A 19,879-nucleotide genomic window follows, 5' to 3' on the forward strand; every position below is an offset into this window, starting at 1 on the left:
GCGGCCTCCGCACGTCCGTTCCGTCGCCGTACCGGCGCTGTCGCACCCCCGGACGCCACGGTTCCCTCACGGGGATTCACACCATCGCCCCACTCGGACCACACCACCCCCCTCGTGCTTTTCCGTATGGATCACCATCTTTTGCCGCCCGGATGAGGAAGACGGCGATCAGCGGCACCAGGCCGAAACCGACAAGCTTGTAAGGTGTCATGAGCATTTCGGGGGAGCTTTTTGATCACTTGAGCGTCATGCTCCATTTCGCTGTGGGCTCCCACGCATCATCGAGACTCATGGGGAGAGGGAGTTCATGTCGTACCCTCCGCCGCCCGGAGGGCCGGGCGGCGCGTATCCACAGGGGCAGGGAGGGTGGGCACCACCTCCGCAGCCTCAGCCTCAGCCTCACAGTGGTGTGCCCTATCCGCCGCAGGCCGCGCCGGGTCACTACGGCTATCCGCCGCAACCGCCCACCACGGCGCCGGGTTGGCCCACGGCACCCCACCCGCCGTATCCGCACCAACAGCCTCCCGGTGGAGGCGGTGGCGGTGACCAGGGCGGCGGGAGCGGCCTGAAGAAGGCCGTCATCGGTGTCGTCGTCCTTGCCGTGCTCGCCGTGCTCGGAGTGGGCGGTCTCGCCGCCTACCAGGCCCTCGGCGGCGGCGCGTTGCCCACCGCGACGGGCGACGCGCAAGGCGAGCAACTGCTCAGTCCGGACGACATCGAGGAGCTGCTCGACGGCCGTAGTCAGGCGTTGAGGAGCGGTGACGAGGACACATATCTCGCCCCCTTCACCGGTGAGGCCAAGGGCACGCAGAAGAACCTCTTCGAGAACCTGCGCAAGATCCCCTTCACCCAGGCCGAGTACTCCGTCCTCAAGACGACCGGATCGACCACGGACGAGTACGGCGACGGAGCCACGATCGCCCTCGACGTCGCGTTCGTCCACAAGATCCAGGACGTGGACGTCAGGCCGGTGTCCGAGTGGTACCGCTGGATCATCAAGCGGGAGTCGAAGGACGCCGAGCCGCGGATCACCAAGGTGGGTCCCTCGCCCGGCGCCTACGGCTCCAAGGGTTATGTGTTCTACCCGGCCCCCTGGGACCTCTACGAGGACATGCACGTCGTCAAGAAGGCCCACACGCTCACGATCTCGAACAAGAAGTACGCCACCGACACGGACCGCTATGCGCCGTACATCGAGAAGGCGGCGGCCGACGACATCGAGCTGTGGAAGGCGAACGGTCCCGAGGACACCGAGACGCCCACGGGATTCGTGGCGGTCCTCGAACCCGACCGCAAGACCTACTCCTCCCTGTACGGCTCGGAGTCCGTCGAGTGGGAGGCCGGCCAGAGCGTGGCGATGCCCACCTTCGACGCCGGGTACGGCGGGGACGAGAAGGACCTGGAGTACGGCGGTGCCCGGGTCAAGATGGACACGTCCGGAAGCCGTTTCACCAACGCGACGTACTGGCCCAAGCTCGTGCAGGAGATCTCCCACCACGAGTTCGCGCACGCCATCGTCCAGCCGCTGGAGGCCACCGGCACCTTCGTCACCGAGACCAACGCCCGCTGGTGGGTGGTGGAGGGCTTCGCCGACTACGTCGCGTTCCGCTTCGACACCGAGCTCGGCGCGTGGAACGTCCGCAACGACGTCACCGGCAAGGAGTTCGGCGGCACGCTGCCCACCTCGGCCGGGAGCGGGGACGAGGTGGGCACGGACTACACGGTCAGCTACCTGGCCATCCGGTTCATCGCCGAGAAGAGCGGCACGGCCGCCGCGCTCCAGTTCGTCGCCGACCACTACCGCGACCCCAAGCGGCTCGACCAGCAGCTGCGCGACGCCACGGGCATGGGGGAGAGCCAGTTCCAGGCCGCCTGGGCGAGTTATGTGAGGAGCCACAGCTGATGAGCACAGACGGCATGCAGGGAGCGGGCGGGGCGTACGGCGGGCAGCCTCCGCCGCCGGTGCCACCGCCGGGATACGGCTACCCGCAGCAGCCTCCGGCACCACCGCAGGGAGCTCCGCCGCAATCTCCTGCGCCACAGGGTCCGCCGCCGCAGGGCCCACCGCCGCAGCAGTACGGCTACGGATACGGGTCTCCCCAGCAGGCCCCTCCGCCGCCCGCGCCCGGGTACGGGGCCCCGCAGGCACCTCCGCCCGGATACGGAGGCCCGCAAGCACCTCCGCCCGGGTACGGCGCTCCGCAGCAACCCCCGCAGGGCTACGGCTTCCAGCCCCAGCCGCAGCCGTACGGCTATCCCGGCCCCGTCGGTCCTGGCGGCGCGGCTCAGCCCGGGAGCACGCGCAAGAAGCCGGTCGGGATGATCGTGCTGCTCGTCATGGCCGTGCTGGTCCTGAGCGGGGCCGGGTTCGGGGCCTGGTACATGTTCATCGGCTCGCCGAGCAACAACGTCCTGTGGACCGTTCAAGGCACCGAGCAGAACGGTGACGAGGTCGGCGCGGCAATCCAGGCGAACACCCGGGGCACCTGGTTCACCGACAAGGCTGTGGTGCAGACACTGTCCACCGGTGTGAAGGCGTACGACCTCGACACGGGCAAGCAGTTGTGGGCCACGGCGCTGCCCGGTGACAGCAACGAGGCGTGCGTCGCACCCGAGAACTCCTCCGGTGACATCGGGATCGTCGCCTACGGCGAGGGGAATGCCTGCGACCACGTGGTGGCCTACGACCTCGGCAGCGGCAGGCAGCTCTGGGACAAGGACCTCAAGCCCGGTGACACGACGTCGAAGGACCAGGTGTCGGTCGCGCGGGCCGGCGATGTCGTCGTCATCAACGCCGCGAAGGTGACGCTGGCCCTGAAGGCGGCCGACGGCACGACAGCCTGGGATCCGAAGAAGTTCGCGACCGAGGACTGCGACAGCGGCGAGTTCACCGGCGGCAAGGCGCTGATCCGGGTCCGCGGCTGCCAGATCAACGACTTCGACGACCCCGACTGGGGACAGAACTGGGACGAGGTCTCGCTGATCGACCCCGCCACCGGCCAGGCCCGCTGGACCTACCACCGCAAGGTCCCCAAGGACAGTTTGGGCGAGCTCGACGGCGGTGACGTCATCTCGACCTCCCCCGTCGTCCTGATCAGACACAGTGACGACGGAGATGCCCTGTTCTCCCTCGACGACGAGACCGGCAAGGTCCGCAGCCAGTTCTCCCCCGCCACTCCGGCCGAGTACGTCATGACCCACGACTCGCGGGGCGGCCCCTGGTCGGAGGCGGGTGTCTTCGGCGACACGTTCGTCATCGGTGTGACCAGCGAGAAGAGCAAGGAACTGCTGGCCGCCTACGACCTCGACAGCGGCAAGGAGCTGTGGAAGACCGAGGCGGTCGAGTTCAGGGCGTTCTATCCGTTGCCGGCGGCGGGAGGCGACCGGATCCTGGCCTACCGGGACAACAACGACAACGACGCGGGCTCCGAGCTGGTGGAGCTGGGCGCGAAGGACGGTGCTATCAAGACCGTCGTCGAGTACCCGGCGGACGTCCACAAGGGCATGTCGGTCTTCGCCAGGCCCTACTGGCACGACAACCGGCTCTACGTCTCCGAGGCGAACCCGTCCGTCGTCTACGGGGACACCCCGTACACCCTGGTGGCCCTGCCCACTGCCGACTGAGCCCCGGCCGCAGTTGAAGAAGAGCTCCCGTCGCCTGTTCCTTACGGACCCCGGCGACGGGAGCTTCTTCGTACGTCAGTGCTCTGCGGCGATCCTCGTCAGCCCCGAGCAGTCCTGCCCGCCGGCGGGATCCGGCTCGTACACCCAGTAGAGCGCGGCGAGTTGGGCCAGCAGGAGGACGGGGACGAGACAGGCCGCCGCCAGGGCGAGGCCGCCCGGTCGCTGCCCGCGCCGGCGCAGCAGCACCAGCGTCAGCAGAGCCGCGAGGGCGCAGGCGGGAGCGGCCCAGGCGGTGACGTACATGCGGGTGGAGGGGCCCAGGTAGCGACAGTTCTGGAAGGTGTCGCCGTCGAAGGAGAAGTGGGCGGCGAGGAGGCCCGCGGATGCAAGGACCAGGACGGGTACCAGCAGGGCCCAGCGGGACGTCTTGACGGTTCCGGTGCTCATCGGTACCAGTCCGGGTTGGGGCGGACGATCCGGATGTTCTGCTGCCCTTCGTGCTGCTCGGTGGCGGGGAGCCGCCCCTCCAGGCTGACGTTCTGGTACGAGTCGCTGTGCTGGGTGTACTTGATCTCGCCGTCCGGCATCACCGCGGTGACGATCGCCGCGTGGTGCGTGTTGCCCTTCTCGATGGAGTCGTTGGGCCCGGACTGCTCGTAGTAGATGATGTCGCCCGGCTTCACGTCGGAGCGCGGGACCTCGCTGCCGCCGTGCTCCAGCATGAAGTTCTGGTTGTTCTCGGCGGCGGCCCAACTGTCGGAGTAGGCAAGGCGCTTGTCGACGCCGTCGGCGCCGGTGCGGTTGCCGATCATCCAGGAGTCGTCGTCGGACGTCCCCCAGATGCTGGTCTTCTCCTTCATCCCCGCGTGCAGCAGGGCGTTGGAGACGAAGTTGGTGCAGTTGTTGCCGAAGTCGGTGGGGTCGTCCTTGTCCCAGTTGGCGAGGGCGTACTCGACGAGCTTCACCCGGTCGTACTTGCCGTTGCCGCGCAGCTCCTGCCTCACGTCGGCCGGAATGCCGTCGAGGTTGGCGATGGCGACCGGCTGGGCGAGCATCATGTCCTTGCGCTGCTGTTCGCTCAGCCCGTTCCACCACTGCCGGACGGTGGTCGGGTCCTCGCCGACCGGGATGTCATGCGCGAGCATCTGCATCTGGACGTGCGAGGCGTGCGTCTGGAGGTCGTTGAGCGCCTTGCCCGGATCGGTGAGTCCGGTCTGGCCGCCGAGCTTGGCGAACTCCTCGGCGGCCAACTTGTCGGCAGCGGTGACCTGTTCGACGGCCTGGTCGACAAGGTCCTGCACCTGTGTGCGGTACGGCCCCATCTCCTCGGCCTCCGTACGGCTGCGCGGCGGCGGACCCGTGACCGTCCCGTCGACGCCGACCTCGAGACCGTACTGGGCGGCGAGATCCACGGCGGCCCGCATGGTGCTGTGCGCGGTTTCGATGGTCGTGGTCATCCCGTCGGCGACCATGTTGACGGACAGGAGGATGTCGTAGGCCGCCTCCAACTGGTTGGCGAGCAGCTCGAATTCGGCGGCCGCGGCGGCACCGACCTCGTCGGTCCAGTTGTCCTTCAGCGGCTTCGCGCCGTACTCCCGCAGGTCCTTCGCCGCGTCCAGGGAGTACTTGGCGAGGGCGTGCCACTCGTCGGCGGCCGTCGCCCAGGTCTTGGGGCGGGCGTTGTTGATTCCTTCGTACGACACCATGATCAGGCCCTCCCGAGGTCGTTCAGCCCGGCCCGCAGCCGCGACTCGGCCTCGGCGTCCGCGCGGTCGTAGCCGTCGGCGGACTCCCGGAGTTTCTGGCTGAGTTCGCCCATCCGCCGGGCGAGGGAGACCATGTGCTCCTCCCACTTCTCGGCACAGACCTTGAGGTGTACGGGGCTCTCCCAGCCGTTGCCGTAGTGGGCGCCGTACACCTCGTCGCTGGTGTCGAGCGAATGACTCAGACGCTTCATCGTCTGCTGGGACAAGGACTCGGTGTCATCGGCCGCGGCGCGTACGCGCACAGCGTCGATGTCGATGTCGGCCATGGACAACTCCCCCGATGTGAACTGGCTGTCGAAAATCATCGTACGGGGGCTCCGGGGGGCCTCCGCCGAACCTTCACACCCGCCCCCCATGTCGTGGACGGCACTCTTCGCAGGGCCCAATCCGCCCCCTACGGCCCCCTCCCAGGTCATGGTGTGTTCGTCGCACGCCGCCAGGGGACCCGGTCAGTGCCTCTCCTCCGGTGTCGTCGGCGAGAGGCCTGTTCACCGGCGGGTCTCAACCTGCTGCGCGACCATCGCCGTGGTCCATCCTCGCCACCGCCTGCGCGGCGAAACCGGCGAGGGGCGCCAGCACACCCGCCGCAGCCGTCCACAGCCGCCATGCGCCGCTGTCCGGGACGAGCAGCAGGACGGTCAGACAACCGAGCGCCACCGCGAACCCCACGACGACCGGTGCGGACGCGGTCACGAGCCAGCCGGCGCCGAGGTCCAGGAGATGGACCCGGCGCTCGGAGTCGGGTTGCGCGGCACCCATCACGCCCTGTTCCTCGATCTCCTCCGCCACCCGCACCGGGACCGCGCCCGGCAGTTGCCAGCCGTCGTCGCCCACGAGCTCGGCGAGGACATCCCGGCCACGACGTTGTCGCGGATGCCAGAGCAGCCAGCCGTGCGCGCCGGTCAGGGCAGCCCCCGCGGCTTCGGCGTCCATCTGGGAATGGAAGGGAACCTGCCGCCCACCGCCCTCCAGCACCAGGCACCGCAGCGTGCGGGTGTTCTCCCGACGCTTTTTCTCGTCGGCCGCCTCCGGACTGCCGTGCGGGGGTGCGTCGGTGTGCTCGACCGTGCCGGTGACGGTGACGCGCAGCGCCTTCCACTCGGGGCCGACGGTACGCGCGGGACGGCGGAGGCTCTCTTTCCTCCACCAGTGGACGAGCGGGGCGACCGTCGCCAGGGCCCAGAAGCCCCCGATCACCCACGCGTCACCGAACTGCACGGCTCGTCCGGCGAGTTGACGCTCCACGTCCTCACGCTGGTCGTCACCGATGGCGCCCAGTTCGGGGTGTGCGGGGACGTAGGCGACGTAAAGGTCGCTGCCGACACCTTGTCGCCGATTCGTGGACGCCTCGAACTTGGCCGGCACAGCACGCCCACCGGTCGGTGACGGGAGCAGGACGGTGAGGTCGGCCGTGGCGGCAGCGAAACGGCTGCTGCCCTCCGCGACCTCGTTCTCGATCTTCACGATGGGACGCTGCTCGATCACTGCGTCTGCCTGTGCGAGTACCGAACTCGTGCCCGTTCCCCGCGCGTCGGCCGCCGCCAGCGTCACCCAGAGAGCCAACAGCGCAGGAACGGCGACCGCGGCACCTGCGAAGCGGGCCGACAGCCAGCACGCACTGCTCAGTCGCGACGGCACTGCACCTTCCCCGCGGTCAGGGGTCGCCGACGCTGCTTGCACACCCCATAGGTAGGTGTCGCGGCGGCACCGACTGCCCCAGGACGCCACGGTTACGCCCAAGATCAGCCAGCAGGCCGCCAGCAGGGTCAACGAGCACCACAGGACAGCTGTCCGGATTGGCGTGGCCCCTATGAAGAGCCATGCGGCGGTCAGCGCCACAAGGGCGAGCGGGGCGGCTGAAGCGACGAACCGTCCACAGCGCGGGAAGAGGTGGAACCCGGCGCCGTCGGCGGCATCGTTCTCACCCTTGTCCATAGTCCACTCAGCACTCACCCGAACGCTCCGTAGCGTCGCGTGTCGGGCCGCTCCCGCAATGCCTTGCCGTCCTCACTCGCATCTTTCCGCGTGTCAGCGGCGCCACCAGGCCTTTCAGCTTCCTCCTCAGCGTTGGGGTCGCCGTTGACGGCCGCATCGAGTCGTTTGGAGATGTTGCCGCCCGCGCCAAGGCCGAAGCCGATGGGGGCGTTGGTCGCCACGTCGCCGACCAGACCGTGCGCCGTGGAAACTGTCCGTCCGTCCGTGGCCCTGTGAACGGCTGCGCCGCCGGCTCCTCCGGTAAGGCCTCCGGCGACGGCTCCGAGCGCCAGCTGAGATCCGTCGAAATGCTGCTTGCTACGAAGGTTGTTGATGGTGTCACCAGCGACCGAGGAGAGTACGCCTACAGTCGCGCCGTCCGCAGCATGCGCCACCACGCCTCCGCCCAGCGTCGAAGCCAGATGACCGGACAAGTACTTCCCGCCAAGTACACCCACAACCCCGTTGACAGCGTTGCTCTGATACTCGGGGCCATTGCCGGTGGCCAGGCTCGTCGCGATCCCCGTACCGGTCCCCGCACCCCACTGCACACCGAGCTCGACCACCAGTCGCCACCCCGCGTTCCCCCTCGCCAGCCCGCGAACGTACCGGAACACACGAGCGGCGGCGTTGAGCAGGCGCCCCAACTTCGAGGCGGCCTCGGCGGCCTGCGCAGCCAGGCGGAGGGCGTTGGCGACTCCGGCAGGCGCGGAGAAGCCCAGCGTGACAAAGGACAGCGCGGCGGACGCGGCGATGGATACACCGATCTCAAGGTAGATCTGATGAATCTCATCATTGATCTCCTCGATGTTGTCGGCCGCCTCCTCAAGCCCCTTGGCCGCCTGCTCGAAAAGCGGCGCAGTCTCCTCGACCGCTCGCCCGACATTCGCCCAATGCTCACGGAAGGCCTCGGCAGATTTCCCCCGCCAATGCTCACCGAGTACGGCCCGCACCCTCCTGTCGAGCCCGACGTACGCCTCCTCCAGCTCCTCCCCCATGGTCCGCCACCCCTTGGCCGCCGCACGCAGCACATCGGGGCGGCCACCGGGATTCACCACCTCGATCCCGGCTTCGTACACCTTCTCGGCGACACTCTCCTCGCTCACGTCTTCCCACCCTTGAACAGACCCGCGAGAGCCTCGTCCGACGCTTTCGAGTTCTTCGCGTTGTCCTGGAGAGCATGGCTCACCTCATCGAGGTGCCGAGCCAGGTTCCCCAACGATTCGACCATCCCCGCGGCCAACTCCACATAGGCCGACGTGACCTCTTCGGACTCCGTCAAGAACCCGAAACCGTCATGGATCTGCTCCGCCCCCGTCGTACGCTCAAATTCCCTGACCGCACTCGCCAAGTCATAGGCCCGCGTATCGAACGCGCCGGCCAGCTTCGCCAGTTCTTGCGGATCTAAAGAGAAGTCACCAGACATGCGCCGCTCCGTGCACTCATTCCTCGACGACCCTTGGTTTGCACTTCCGCAACCGCGCGCCGAGCGAAGAGTCACGTACCAGCACACGATGGAGGGACGGAGTCAACTCCCCGCCAGGTGACACCACTTGTTTCGGATGCGCTGGGAGGGCGGGAAACATGACTTCACGATGACCGCCGTCGGTCCCTGGGGCCAGGTGAGCGGCGAGGGGGCCGACTGCTTCGACGCGCTGACCGGGATCCGCGACCACCCCGGCCACGTCCCGGCGCCGTTCACGAGCGAGCGCCTCTGCTCGCCGGGCTCCAGGACGGTGCCGTAGCGCCGGTGATTGAGCGTCCTTGACTCAGGAGGGCAGGGCCGCCGGTGCGCCGCACCCATGGCGGGCCGCCGACTGCTCCGCGAAGTGCTCCAGGTCCGCGCGCTCCGCTTTCGTGAGCGGGTCCGAGGTCAACTTCCGGTCGCTGCCTTCCAAAGGCGATGCGTGGTAGTAGCCGACGCCCAGCGCGCCCTGACAGGTGGCCGACGTCCAGGCGGTGTAGACATCGGTGCCCGAGGGGGTGTCGTGGCCGCCGTACGGGCCGTTGACCACCGCCTGGGAAGCATCGCTGAAAGGACCGTACGCGGCGGCAAGTTGCAGATCGCCGACGAGTAGACACTCCTCGGCCGGTGACGTTCCAGCGGCGGTTTCCCGTACCTTCTTCACCGACGTCATGCCCTTGCAGGTCCCGGTGGCATCGCTCGCCGACGCGGTGGTGGCTTCGGCAGCAGGAGCGGTGAGCTTGTCCGAGTCTCCCGGTTCCGTCGCACAACCGGTTTTCTCTGCGGCACGCTGGGCTGCCCCGGTCACCGTACGGGCGAGTTCGAGCCGGACGGCCTTCGTGACCTCGTTGCCGTAGGGAGACTCGCCCGCCACGAGGATTCCGCTGCCCTCCTCCGGCGTCCAGTTCTTACAGCTGAGCAGTACCGACGCCGTGGCCTCGTCCTCGTCGGTGACCATGAATCCTCGCCAACCCGCGTCCAGAGGTACGGGAAAGGACTCCTGATCACGCTGGAAGGAATAGAAACCGTATGCGTTGCGAGCACCGGACGCGGTCTCGATCGATATGACGACGCCGTCGACATCGCATGTCGTCGCCAGACCGGATGGCTCCGTCACATCACCGGACACGTCGAACTGCTTGCTGGAGACGTGAAAGCCCAAGCCGAGCAGGGAGAGTTTCGACTTTCCCGCGAGGCTCAGCACCGGGTCGACCGGAAGCATCCCACTGCATACTCGCGCGGTCCTGGCGGCCGGGTACTGGAGTTGGAATCCGTAGTACCCGGCCCCCAGGACGGCCAGCGTCAGCGCGGAACTGATCAGCCGGCGTCTCCCGTTCCTTCGGAGCCATGTGCGGTGATCCCACGTCATGGGGACTCATTTCAGGTGCAGGTCGGTCCGCGGTCAGGAGCCGAAGGAAGGTGACTGGTCAGCCGCGGAAACAGGCTTCAGACACCCGGCACCGAGGACGGAGTGGTTGGCGAGGCGGGCAGCGACGGCTGCGATGGTGAGACGTTGACTGTCCGAGTTGCCGTCGGAAGCGCCCGGAGCCTCGACGGAGACGCTGAGGCGAGCTGTCGCGTTGCCGTCCAACTTGCAGGGGATGTATACCGCCGCGCTCGAGTCACCGGACAGCGCCACGGACTTTTGCGCACCGGCGGCCGTGCTGCTCAGGGGCTTCGTCTCGCCCGGCAGGCGGCCCCGTTCCTTGAGGTCGTCCTCCCATGCCTTAGCGTCGGCGGTGGTGAGGCGGACCCGTGCGTCGAGCTGCGTCTTCTCGTCGCCGTCGATCGTGCAGTCCAACCGGTACGCGTCGCCCGCACCGGACTCGGTGAACTCCGTTGAGGTGACCCGACGGCCGGTGAAAGTGGTCTGCTCGATGAATCCCATGTCGACGGCGGAGAGAATGCCACCGCAGTCAGCGGAGACACCCGTGCCACGGAACGGGATGAAGCGGTCGCCGATGACTGTTCCCGCGACCAGGCAGAGTATGGCCAGCAAGCCGACGGTCAGGCGTTTCCGAAAGGCAGAGCTCGTGCTCACAGGGACCTCGGGTTCGGGGTGGGTGGGGTCGGTCACGGGCTGGCCTCTCAATTTCCCAGGCCGGATGTATCGGCATCGAGGTCACTGGCGTAGTCGTCCAGGTTGTCCTTGGCGTTTCCGTGGCCGCTGTTGAGCCCCTTGCTCACCGCGGTGTCCACCTGTTCCTGGCTCAGCCCGGTCTCGGCCCGCTCGTTCGCGAGCATCGCGGCGTTGCTGGTGACCGCCATGAAGGACCTCTTTCGGTCCTCGACCTCTCCACCTGTGCTGTAGACGACTTCGCCGAGCGAGTCCCTGGAAGCACCGGAAACCATCGAGTCGATCACCTGGCCACTGACCCACTCGGCTGCGGCACCGGCCACGGCCCCGCCCGCCGGAGACGCGATGGTGGCGGTCCCCGCGCCGATACCGATACCGACGCCGGTCTTCGCCCACTCCCCCGCTGCCTCGATACGGCTGTTGAACACCGCGTCGTCCGCGACCTTGTCGTGGATGACGGCGTCCTTGCGGGCCGTGCCGATGATGCCCTCGATCTCCGCCGAGTTCGTGCTGATCTTCTCGATCTTCTCGGTCGCCGAGACGTCGTACGCCCCCGGGTGCTCGAGGTGATACTCCATCAGCGAGCTGGTGTACTGCGTCTGGCCGTAGTTGATCGCCGCGTAGCCGTCCGGATCCTGGGCCACCGTGTACAGGAACCGCGTGACGTCCCGTTCGCTCTTGTCGCTGATGGTCGCCGGTGCGCTGTCGCCCTCGGGGTAGAGCTTGTCCAGGCCCTGCTCGTCGTTGGCCAGGGCGCGGTTGATGTCGGGCATGTACTCGGCGGACATGCGGCCCAGGCTGTCGTTCATTCCCTTGTGGGCGAGCTCGGGATGCTGGGACACATCCGAGATGATCTTCGAGGTGAGGTCGGCCTGCTCGGTGGTGTGCTTGGGGAGCGGGTTCGGGATCGGGGCGTCGTACGCGTGCCCGGTCGTGGCGGATTCCAGAGCGTGACCGAGGTTGTTGTAGCCGTTGGGGTTCTTGTCGTCGCCGGTGTAGCCGGCACCCTCGGGCCAGTGCCGGTCCTTCATCAAGTAGTCGTAGTGGTCGACCTTTTCGCCGTTCACCGAGGTCTCGGAGCCGAAGAACTCTGTGGAGGCCTCCGGGTTGTGCCCCAGGGCGTCCATGTACCCGGCCATGGGGTCGAGCGCCCCGATGTTGGTCGTGCCCAGCGTCCGCGGATAGCCCCAGTACGCGTCCGGGTTCTGCCCCGCGTTGGCGCCGTTCCTCTCCGCGGTGATCAGGGCGTCGCCGTAGTCCTGGAGGAAGTCCTTGTCCCACTTGCCCTCGCTCATCAGGCTGCTGGTGAGCTGATAGCCGCTGAGGCCGTACGGCGACTCGGTGGGGTTGGCGTTGAAGTCGCGCCGGCCCGCCTTGAGGAGGTCGTTCTGGAACTTGGTGATCTCCGGGTCGGGTCCGCCCTTACGGTGATCGTCCGACGTGGTCGCCGTACCGATGGTGGTGCCCAAGTTCGCCTTGAGCTGCTTGAGTTGGGCCAGCTGCTCCTTGGAGAGGGTGGTGCCGGCCGGCGGACTCATGAGCTCGTTGTACTTGCTCAGCATGTTCTCGCCGCCGGTCTTGACCGCGAACTCCCGTGAGAACTCCGGGTCGTTCTTGTTGGCGGAGAGAAGCAGGTTGAGCTTGGTGATCTCGGCGTCGGAGAGCCGGCCCTTCTTGTTCATCAGGGCGGACGCCTGGTCGGCCTCGACGGAGTCGAGGGTGGTGTAGACGCTGGTGTTGAAGGACTGGCTGTCGCCGTTGGCGTCGCGTTCCAGGGCCGAACTGGCGGCCTCGTCGGCGGCGGTGGCCACCTCCAGGACGCGCGTCAGCCGGGAGACGAGCGAGTCGAGCTTCTTCTTGCGTTCCTCGGCGAGGCCCGGCGAGGCGGAGGCGGTCGGGCTGTCCTGCCGTGGATCGACGTCCTCGACACGGCCGTCGTCGTAGACCTTGTAGTGGTCGTCGCGCGCCTCGTCGAGCAGGGCGTGCAACTGCTTCTGGGAGGCGGTGAATTCGCCGTGCGCGTCCAGCAACAGCTTGGCTATGCGCTCCGCCTCGGTGGCGGCGTTCTCGTACTCCGTGCGGGCCTTGCCCATGGTGGTGAAGGCGGCGTCGGCCGCGTCGCCCTCCCAGTGGCCCTTGAGGTGGTTGATGACCCGCTGCTCGAACTCCCGCTGCAGCGCCTCGTACTTGGCCGGCAACGCCTTCCAGGACGCGGCGGCGTCGGCCAGAGGGGCGAGGTCGGCCTTGTCGAGATAGGGGATGGACACCATGTGCGACTGCTCCTTGTGAGGGGGTTCAGGTCCGACTCGATGGGCTCACCCGGGCGGCGCTACGGCGACGGCCCGGGCGGCCCGGCTCACCCGAAGGGGGTGCTGATCGAGTGCTGGCGGGCCTGTTCCTCCTGCTCGGTACTGGTGTAGTGACCCGTGGTGGTGTGGAGCTTGTCGCTGATCTCCTGGAGCAGGCTCTTGAGGTTCAGGACCTGCGCCCCCCAGCGGACGTCCATCGTCACCAGGGAACCGGCGGTGGCCCAGGAGCCCGCCTCGGCCATGCCGCCGGCGCTGTGCTTGTTCAGCCCCCGGGAGGCGCTCAGGCAGTCGTCGTCGGCACTGTTGTCGGCGTTCTCGGTGTCACCACGCAGTTCGACGAGCGCGTTGGCGGCTTCGTCGAGACGCTGGGTGTCGACGTTCGTACCACCACCGCCGCCTCCACTCCCGCCCCCGCCGTCCGCGGGCACGGAGTTCAGCCGCGTCCGAGTGGATCCGCTGTGCTGCGGCGCATCGAAGGGAGTACTCATCCCTTGTCCCATCCCCGTTGTGAAGTGGTGGACATGCCCGGTTCGCTCACTCGGCCACGGATTCCGTTGATCCGTACGACGTGAGGTGCCCACTCCGGCCGGGACCGGCACCCGGCGACCTAGGCAAGGACATGCCAATCAGCAGGCCGAAAGATACCGGATCTTCCTCTGAGTGGCCCACTGCCGGCCGCACTGTGGGACGCGAAAGTGAACGCGAACGGCTCGGCGGGCAGGTGCCCGCCGAGCCGTTCGCCGCTCACCGAAGATCAGGCCGCCGGTGCCTCGACAACCGACTCGGACGGCGCCTTCGCACCCACCGGCCCGCCGAAGTCGGAGTCGGTGAGGTCCTGCATGTCCTCACGAGTGCTGTCCTGCTTGATGAAGTACGGCTTTCCGGTGCTCGCCACGTACCACGTGACGGACTCCCCCTTCTCCGCCAGTACGACCGGCACCGCCTGCTGACCGCCCACCGTGGCCACCTTGCCCTTGGTCACCTTGCTGCCGGCGTCGAGCGTGTCGGGGGCGCTGAGCTGCTCCTGGTGACACCAGCTGGCGAGCTTCGCCATGAGCGCGTTGCTCGGTGTGCCATGGGTCCACTTCTCGGTGGAAAACGCGTTCTCACCGAGCGCGGAGTTCATGCCCTTGGCGAAGGTCGCATCGGGCTTGGCCCAGATGTCGTCGCCCTTGCGGATGATCTCGAAGGAACCCTTCTCCGAGATGTCGACGGTGCCGACACATTCCGTGGCGGAGAGCCGCAAGTCGCTCTTGGTGCCCTCGCGCTCCATCTTCTCGTGGAAGGAAGCCGCCTCGGCATTGGTCTTCATGCCGGTTTCGTAGATCTCCTTCGCCGAGAGCTTCTCGATGCCGTTCGGCTCGGCAGCGGGACTGGCTTTCGCAGCCTTGGACGGCGTGGAACCAGCTGCGGACTCAGCGGCATCGCTGCCGTCGTTGCAGGCCGTCAGCGATACGAGCGCAACGACGCAGGAGAGCGTGACGGCTGCATGCCGGGCAGAGAGGACGTGCGTCTTCATAAAGACCCCCGTGAACTTCGACAGACTGCCCGGCACCCAGCGCCCCGTCGACGGTGTCACACCGCCTTCCGCCAAGGACGTACGCACAGCCCTGCTCGGCTGCAGCCGGCCCGATCTCCTCGACGTCATTCGCGACGGCGCCCCGGATCGCGCCGGTCTCTACGCGGAGTGGCGACTGGCGGAGCCGGTCTGGCAGGCCTTCTCCGTCCAGTCCTCATTGCCTCGCACCGTCCGCATCCACATGCGGCCGGATCACGAGGACCACGAGTGCGCGCCCTCAAGAAGGGTGGGCGGTCAGCCACGTGGGGAATCCTCCGAGGCTGTGGATTTTCGTCGCAGTACACACGCGGACCGGGCAGGACGGTGACCACTCACGGGGCTCTCACAACACTGGGGTGTTCGCCGGCGGCACCATCACGACCTTGTCGGCCCGCATATGCAAACTCACGGGCACCGCAGCTGGAGCCACCCCGGCAGCTTCCTCTCGAAACCCTCGGCCGGCACCCAACCGAACTCGTTGTGGGCGATGTCCAGAGCGCGCCGCGCGCCCAGGAGACGGTAGTAGCAGTCATCGATACCCAGCCGATGCTTGCCCCCTGGACAGGGCAGCGGCACCGGCGCCCCAGGTCGCGGTGGAACACAGTTCAGGCGGTGATCCGCGAGGAACTGACGCAGATCGCGCTCCTGTTCCTGTGGGTCACGCATCCGGTCGAGACGCAGGCGTTCCCGGTCCACCCAGATGCGGCGCCGCCAACGCGGTTTCCTGGCCCGTCCGGTTCCCGAGCTCTGCACGTCGATCTCGAGAACAGTCAGGAGAAGTAGTGGAATTCGCGCCAGCACCCAGATCGGGGGGCCCCAGAGCCATTGCGTGACATAGCGAGTCCAGACACGCAGCGCTGATTTTGGCGGTCTTGGGCCCCACTCTTTGCTGGAACCGCCGGTCACAGTGCTCATCCGAATGCTCCAAGACCTCGGTCGGCCATGTCCTTGTACTTCTCGTACTTCCCCTGCACCTCGTCGGACAAGGCCGTTTCGGCAGACTCCACGAATTTGTACCCGCGGTAGGCCGCCTCGGCACCGCGCGAGACCCACGAGGTGGGATCAATGAACGTCTTTCCGTTCTCACCCAGTTTCACGGCGTCGGCCAGACCCGGGATCTTGCCTAGCGGAGTGTGGTCGATGATCTTCGGAAAGAGGTGTTCGTCCGCCCATTTGACAGGACTCGTCAGCGGCCTTTCGTACCGCGTGGCATCGTTGAAAACGCGCTCGGTTGCGATCGCGAGCCGATCCTTGATCGTATCCGCGGTGACCCGGTACACCGCATTGCCTTCACCAAACAAGCCGAGGAACTTCTTGGACTCCAGAAAGACTTCGGCATTTTTGGCCTTCCCTGCGATCTCGGCTACGCGCTCGGTTGCCTTGAACGAGTCCGCCGCGATTTCCACGCCCTTCCAGGCACCCATAGCGACCTTGCCGCCCCTGAGGAGATCGCCGAACGGCACGAAACCCGCAATGTCGAGGCCGATGTCCGCCCAGGAGCCCTTCTGGGCACCCGCCGCCCATCCGGCCGCGTGGAAACCGAGCGCCCCCGCGTTGAGAATCCTGCCCGCGATCTCGAAGACCGCGGCTCCGATGACCGTCTCCGAGAAGACGATGGCCAGCACGTCGCATGCAGCGGCCGCCATGCCCAGCCAGTCGCCGATCTTGTAGATCGTGTCGGCGTGCTCCTGTATCCACTCCCAGATGTCCCCCGCCAGCTCAGTGATCTTGTCACCGAGGCCTTTGAGCGTATCCATGAAACGGTCGAACAGGCCAGGCTTGTCAGGGGCGCACTGGGCAGCCCTGCGCACGGCCTCCGCGGCAGCTCGCGCGGACTCCTCGTGATCACCGAGCAGGTCCTGAGCCTTCTTGATGACGGCATTCAGTTCACCAGTGGCGTCGTTGACCCGACTGACTGCGTAGTCCAGACGCTTCTGGGCATTGTCCAGGGCCGCTTCGGTGTCGAAGGTCTTTCCCGCGAGCCGCAGGTCGGGGTTGGCCTGGGCGGCCTCGAGTACGCGCCGCGCCTCCTCCGCCTCCCGCTCGTAGCGGGCGGCCAGCGCCTGGAAGTCGGACAGCTGGGAATGCCATTGGTTGAGCGCCTGCGCGGCATCGATCAGGGAGCTGTGGCCGTCGGCGAGATATTTCGGCAGCTCTCCGACCTTTTTGGCGAAACCGGAAGCGGCGTCGCCCTCCCACGCACCGTCGGCCTTCCCTATTTTGGCCAGCGTGCCGTGGGCATCGTTCAACTGGTTGCCCACCTTGCTCAGCGTGGTGACGAGTCGCTGGACCGAGGCCGGCACACCGGGGGCCGGGTCGAAGCCGAGCGCGTCGTAGGTCTGCGTGCTCATACGTCTACGTCCTCCTCGACGCGATTATCCGAACGGGTTGGGCCCAGGCAGGGTGGTCGTGGCAGGAGCGACGGGGGGATCTCCACTGCTGTCGGCAAAGGCGATGGTGTCGGCGATATCGGCCAGGACTGCCTGGTACATGTACAGGTCTTGAACGTCGGCGGTACTGAGCGACATGACGAGAACCCGGTCCTCGCCGGGGAAGGGCAACCAGATCTCGATACGGACGGAGAAGCGTTCCTGCTCCCCGTCTGCCAGCGCCCAGACCATACGAGTACCCGCGACATGCACCACAGCGGGGCCGGCCGGGAGACGGACCGTCAGCACGTCCCCGCCGTGCTTGCTTCGTGAAAGCGTCTCAGCGATGCCGGCAGCGGCAAGCACGGGGTCCGGGTTGTCGAGATCCTGGACAGTGATCAGCAGGGTGCAGCGGCTGACTCGTTCCGTCGGCTTCGATCCGTCCTCGCCGCCTCCGACGGGGAAGACACCCATCGCGTTGAAGACGGCCCCTTCGGAGACCAAGTGCCGTGAGTTCACCCCGTACAGGGCTGCGGTGAGCGCGCGAAGCGGCTCCCGCTCTTCCTGGCCGCCCCAGTAGTCACGCGCGAAGGCGACCATCTGCTCATCGAGGGCGGCCTCGTCGGTCCCCACGCCGAGAGGGATCTCGTGAAACTCGGGTTGAACCTGGAAGCGGAATGCAGACGAAGCAGGCTCCGAATCGGCTTGTCTCTCGACCCCGGTGTCAGGCGCCGGCCTCACTTGCCGTCCGCCTTCCCGGACACCTTGAACGCCTCGGCGATCTGCCCCTCCAGAGTCTCGTAGACCTTCCGGGTCTCCGAGAGCCCCTCCGTGACGCCGCCGGTGGCGTCAGCGATCAACCCGATGCCGTAGCCCCATTTGTTCTGGAACTCGTCACAGGCCTCTTCCAACTCGGCGTACCCCGAGCCCTCTGGACCAATGTCCTTCAGCTGCTTCATCGCCGAACGCATGGTGTCCCCGCATTCGCCGAGTTGCGTGCCCAGCCGGGCAAGCGCCTCAAGTTGAACCTTGTAATAGCCAGCCACCGTCGTCGAACTCCCCCGATGATGTTGCACGTCGGCCCACGGGCCCGAAGAATCGGATGGTTATGGTACTGGCGCGGGTGCCCGCGATCACACCCGCCCCCTGGGGCCCCTCAAGAACCCGTGCACTTGATGTAGTTGCTGGTCCAGAACACACCCAGGAAGTCGTCCGGAGGGTGACGATCCGACAACACATTGCCCGCGGCCAGGGCGATGATGGTGTGACCGTGCTCGCGGAGCTACCGATCGCGAGGTGCACAGGGTGGCGCAGTTCTGCTATGCCTGGGCTGCACACGCGAGTTGCTGCTTGGAACGCCCATTCCGCCGTGTGCCCCCACGCGAAAACACTGAGCCGAAGGACCTTCGTCCGCCGTGACGAACCAGACGGGCCGAAACCCTGACAGCCACGGCCTCCGATGTCCCCGCCTGGCTGCTGGAGCCGCGAGTGGGCGCCTCGTGAAGCCTGCGTCGCCAGACGCCCATTCGCAGGCATGGACTGTGGGAAAAGTCGACCGCGCAAGTCGGCTACCAGCTGCCGATACCCGGATGCTCCGAACGAACCCATGAAGCCCATTGAGACCAGAAGCTGCCTTCCTCCAGACCGAACAGAGTTACGTAAAGCTTTTCTTCGTTCGCGGGGTCAGCATAGAAAAGGCCAACAAAGCGGAGCGCCTTTTCGTCACCGTATTTTTCTGCCATGTACTGGACTGCCAACCGAGACAGCGTGTAATTTCCTGCCCTCTCACGTGCGTCATCGGAATAAAAATCCTTGCCGCCGGACGGCGGAAGTCCTCTGAAGGAGTACCCATTCAGCGAACTGGCATCTGCTTGAGCAGCGCTGGAATCCCCCCGAAGCTCCATGTACTCGGCGAAGCCTTCAGCCAGCCAGGTAGCGGGGGGTGAAAAGTGAGCGAGCATCGCGTGCGCGATCTCATGACGGCTGATCCGTTGAACCCCGTCTCGCCACGTGCTGGAGGTGAACCTGCTGAGCGATGAGTCCATGATCACCCGGGAGCCGAACTGAAGTCTCTCCGTCGATTTCGATTCGTACGCCGGCACCGATACGGTAGACCCAGCTTCCAGGGAGTCGTTTTCGCCACCCCTCGAGAAGAACCTATTGTAGATCTTTCGGTTCGGCTCCAGGATCACCATTGCGCCCTTGGTCACGGACACATCTGCCGGACCCTTTCGGTCCCAGAAGGAGACATCTTCAGCACCTGCGCGGAAGATGTACGGGGCATAACGCTGGGTACTCCGTGCGTACCTCTTGTCCGAGACGACCACGATGCGCCCCTGTTTGACGACAGTCATGTCGTCATAGACATCCCAGGGTGCGGGATAGTACGTGGCGTCCAGCCCCGTCCACGGGGCGTCGCTTTCGCGAACCTCACTGACGGAGAACGGATACTCGGATTTGTAGTCGAAATTCAGCTTCCACGTGTACTGCTCGTACACGGGAACGACATCGGCACCCTCGATCTGATGAACGAAGACAATGTCCTCGTAACCAGCTGCTGCGGCTTCCCTGAGGGGCTGAAACCGAGCCACAGAGAAAGGGACCTTTACAAGGTTACGGAAAACCTTGCGCTGCTCGTCTTTCGCGGTCCCGTTGAAATGTGAGATAAAAGCCGTCTCATCTTTCTCTTTGAGCGCCTGGTTAAGGTCGTCAAAGAGCCTGCCCACGGAGTCGGCAT

Annotated in this window: 19 protein-coding genes; 3 read left to right on the plus strand and 16 right to left on the minus strand. The window is 66.5% G+C overall.

The features are described from left to right. Positions 1-409 precede the first annotated feature (409 nt). Together ABZT93_RS12975 and ABZT93_RS12980 are read left to right on the plus strand one after the other, a co-directional pair. Positions 410-1,903 (plus strand): hypothetical protein, encoded by a 1,494-nt coding sequence (locus tag ABZT93_RS12975; protein ID WP_356103019.1) that lies wholly within the window; start codon positions 410-412, stop codon positions 1,901-1,903. Further along, positions 1,903-3,624, plus strand: coding sequence for a PQQ-binding-like beta-propeller repeat protein (locus tag ABZT93_RS12980; RefSeq protein ID WP_356103021.1), 1,722 nt, complete (start codon positions 1,903-1,905; stop codon positions 3,622-3,624). Before ABZT93_RS12975 ends, ABZT93_RS12980 begins: the two co-directional genes overlap by 1 nt. A gap of 75 nt (positions 3,625-3,699) precedes the next feature. Here ABZT93_RS12980 and ABZT93_RS12985 read toward each other — a convergent pair whose 3' ends face one another. The 6 genes from ABZT93_RS12985 to ABZT93_RS13010 form a co-directional block, all read right to left on the minus strand. Then, positions 3,700-4,071, minus strand: coding sequence for a hypothetical protein (locus ABZT93_RS12985; protein ID WP_356103024.1), 372 nt, complete (start codon positions 4,069-4,071; stop codon positions 3,700-3,702). Next, positions 4,068-5,330 carry an amidase domain-containing protein gene (locus ABZT93_RS12990; RefSeq protein WP_356103027.1) on the minus strand — a complete coding sequence of 421 codons (1,263 nt, stop codon included), beginning with the start codon at positions 5,328-5,330 and terminating at the stop codon, positions 4,068-4,070. The genes ABZT93_RS12985 and ABZT93_RS12990 overlap by 4 nt, the downstream gene beginning before the upstream one ends. Before the next feature lie 2 nt (positions 5,331-5,332). Next, positions 5,333-5,656: a type VII secretion target gene (locus tag ABZT93_RS12995; protein WP_329294175.1), complete on the minus strand. Its 324-nt coding sequence runs from the start codon at positions 5,654-5,656 to the stop codon at positions 5,333-5,335. Positions 5,657-5,891: 235 nt separating this feature from the next. Then, positions 5,892-7,028 carry a hypothetical protein gene (locus ABZT93_RS13000; RefSeq protein WP_356103029.1) on the minus strand — a complete coding sequence of 379 codons (1,137 nt, stop codon included), beginning with the start codon at positions 7,026-7,028 and terminating at the stop codon, positions 5,892-5,894. Between the two features lie 311 nt (positions 7,029-7,339). Further along, positions 7,340-8,470: a WXG100 family type VII secretion target gene (locus ABZT93_RS13005; RefSeq protein ID WP_356103032.1), complete on the minus strand. Its 1,131-nt coding sequence runs from the start codon at positions 8,468-8,470 to the stop codon at positions 7,340-7,342. Continuing rightward, positions 8,467-8,790: a hypothetical protein gene (locus tag ABZT93_RS13010; protein WP_356103035.1), complete on the minus strand. Its 324-nt coding sequence runs from the start codon at positions 8,788-8,790 to the stop codon at positions 8,467-8,469. Before ABZT93_RS13010 ends, ABZT93_RS13005 begins: the two co-directional genes overlap by 4 nt. Positions 8,791-8,959: 169 nt before the next feature. On the opposite strand from ABZT93_RS13010, the gene ABZT93_RS13015 reads away from it, so the two are divergent. Beyond that, positions 8,960-9,109, plus strand: coding sequence for a hypothetical protein (locus ABZT93_RS13015; protein ID WP_356103038.1), 150 nt, complete (start codon positions 8,960-8,962; stop codon positions 9,107-9,109). A gap of 24 nt (positions 9,110-9,133) precedes the next feature. Here ABZT93_RS13015 and ABZT93_RS13020 read toward each other — a convergent pair whose 3' ends face one another. The 10 genes from ABZT93_RS13020 to ABZT93_RS13065 all read right to left on the minus strand — a co-directional run bounded on the left by ABZT93_RS13020 (position 9,134) and on the right by ABZT93_RS13065 (position 19,868). Further along, positions 9,134-10,198 carry a hypothetical protein gene (locus tag ABZT93_RS13020; RefSeq protein WP_356103040.1) on the minus strand — a complete coding sequence of 355 codons (1,065 nt, stop codon included), beginning with the start codon at positions 10,196-10,198 and terminating at the stop codon, positions 9,134-9,136. A 33-nt stretch (positions 10,199-10,231) separates the two neighbouring features. Beyond that, positions 10,232-10,828, minus strand: a complete 597-nt coding sequence (locus tag ABZT93_RS13025; protein ID WP_356103042.1) for a hypothetical protein — start codon at positions 10,826-10,828, stop codon at positions 10,232-10,234. An 89-nt stretch (positions 10,829-10,917) separates the two neighbouring features. Beyond that, positions 10,918-13,176: a hypothetical protein gene (locus ABZT93_RS13030; RefSeq protein WP_356103045.1), complete on the minus strand. Its 2,259-nt coding sequence runs from the start codon at positions 13,174-13,176 to the stop codon at positions 10,918-10,920. An 86-nt stretch (positions 13,177-13,262) separates the two neighbouring features. Then, the gene (locus tag ABZT93_RS13035) at positions 13,263-13,703 is read right to left on the minus strand and encodes a hypothetical protein (protein ID WP_356103047.1); all 441 of its coding nucleotides are present in this window, start codon (positions 13,701-13,703) and stop codon (positions 13,263-13,265) included. Between the two features lie 266 nt (positions 13,704-13,969). Next, positions 13,970-14,794, minus strand: coding sequence for a hypothetical protein (locus ABZT93_RS13040; RefSeq protein ID WP_356103050.1), 825 nt, complete (start codon positions 14,792-14,794; stop codon positions 13,970-13,972). Positions 14,795-15,178: 384 nt separating this feature from the next. Further along, positions 15,179-15,688: a hypothetical protein gene (locus tag ABZT93_RS13045; RefSeq protein ID WP_356103051.1), complete on the minus strand. Its 510-nt coding sequence runs from the start codon at positions 15,686-15,688 to the stop codon at positions 15,179-15,181. After that, positions 15,685-17,124, minus strand: a complete 1,440-nt coding sequence (locus ABZT93_RS13050; RefSeq protein WP_356103054.1) for a putative T7SS-secreted protein — start codon at positions 17,122-17,124, stop codon at positions 15,685-15,687. Before ABZT93_RS13050 ends, ABZT93_RS13045 begins: the two co-directional genes overlap by 4 nt. 24 nt (positions 17,125-17,148) lie before the next feature. Next, complete coding sequence (locus ABZT93_RS13055) at positions 17,149-17,775, minus strand: hypothetical protein (protein WP_356103057.1); 627 nt, start codon at positions 17,773-17,775, stop codon at positions 17,149-17,151. A 104-nt stretch (positions 17,776-17,879) separates the two neighbouring features. Then, on the minus strand, positions 17,880-18,188 hold the full coding sequence (locus ABZT93_RS13060) for a hypothetical protein (protein WP_356103060.1): 309 nt from the start codon (positions 18,186-18,188) through the stop codon (positions 17,880-17,882). 522 nt (positions 18,189-18,710) lie between these two features. Further along, positions 18,711-19,868 carry a hypothetical protein gene (locus ABZT93_RS13065; protein ID WP_356103063.1) on the minus strand — a complete coding sequence of 386 codons (1,158 nt, stop codon included), beginning with the start codon at positions 19,866-19,868 and terminating at the stop codon, positions 18,711-18,713. Positions 19,869-19,879 lie beyond the last annotated feature (11 nt).

Origin of the sequence: Streptomyces sp. NPDC005303, from assembly GCF_040607335.1 — a bacterium.
Lineage (GTDB): Bacteria > Actinomycetota > Actinomycetes > Streptomycetales > Streptomycetaceae > Streptomyces.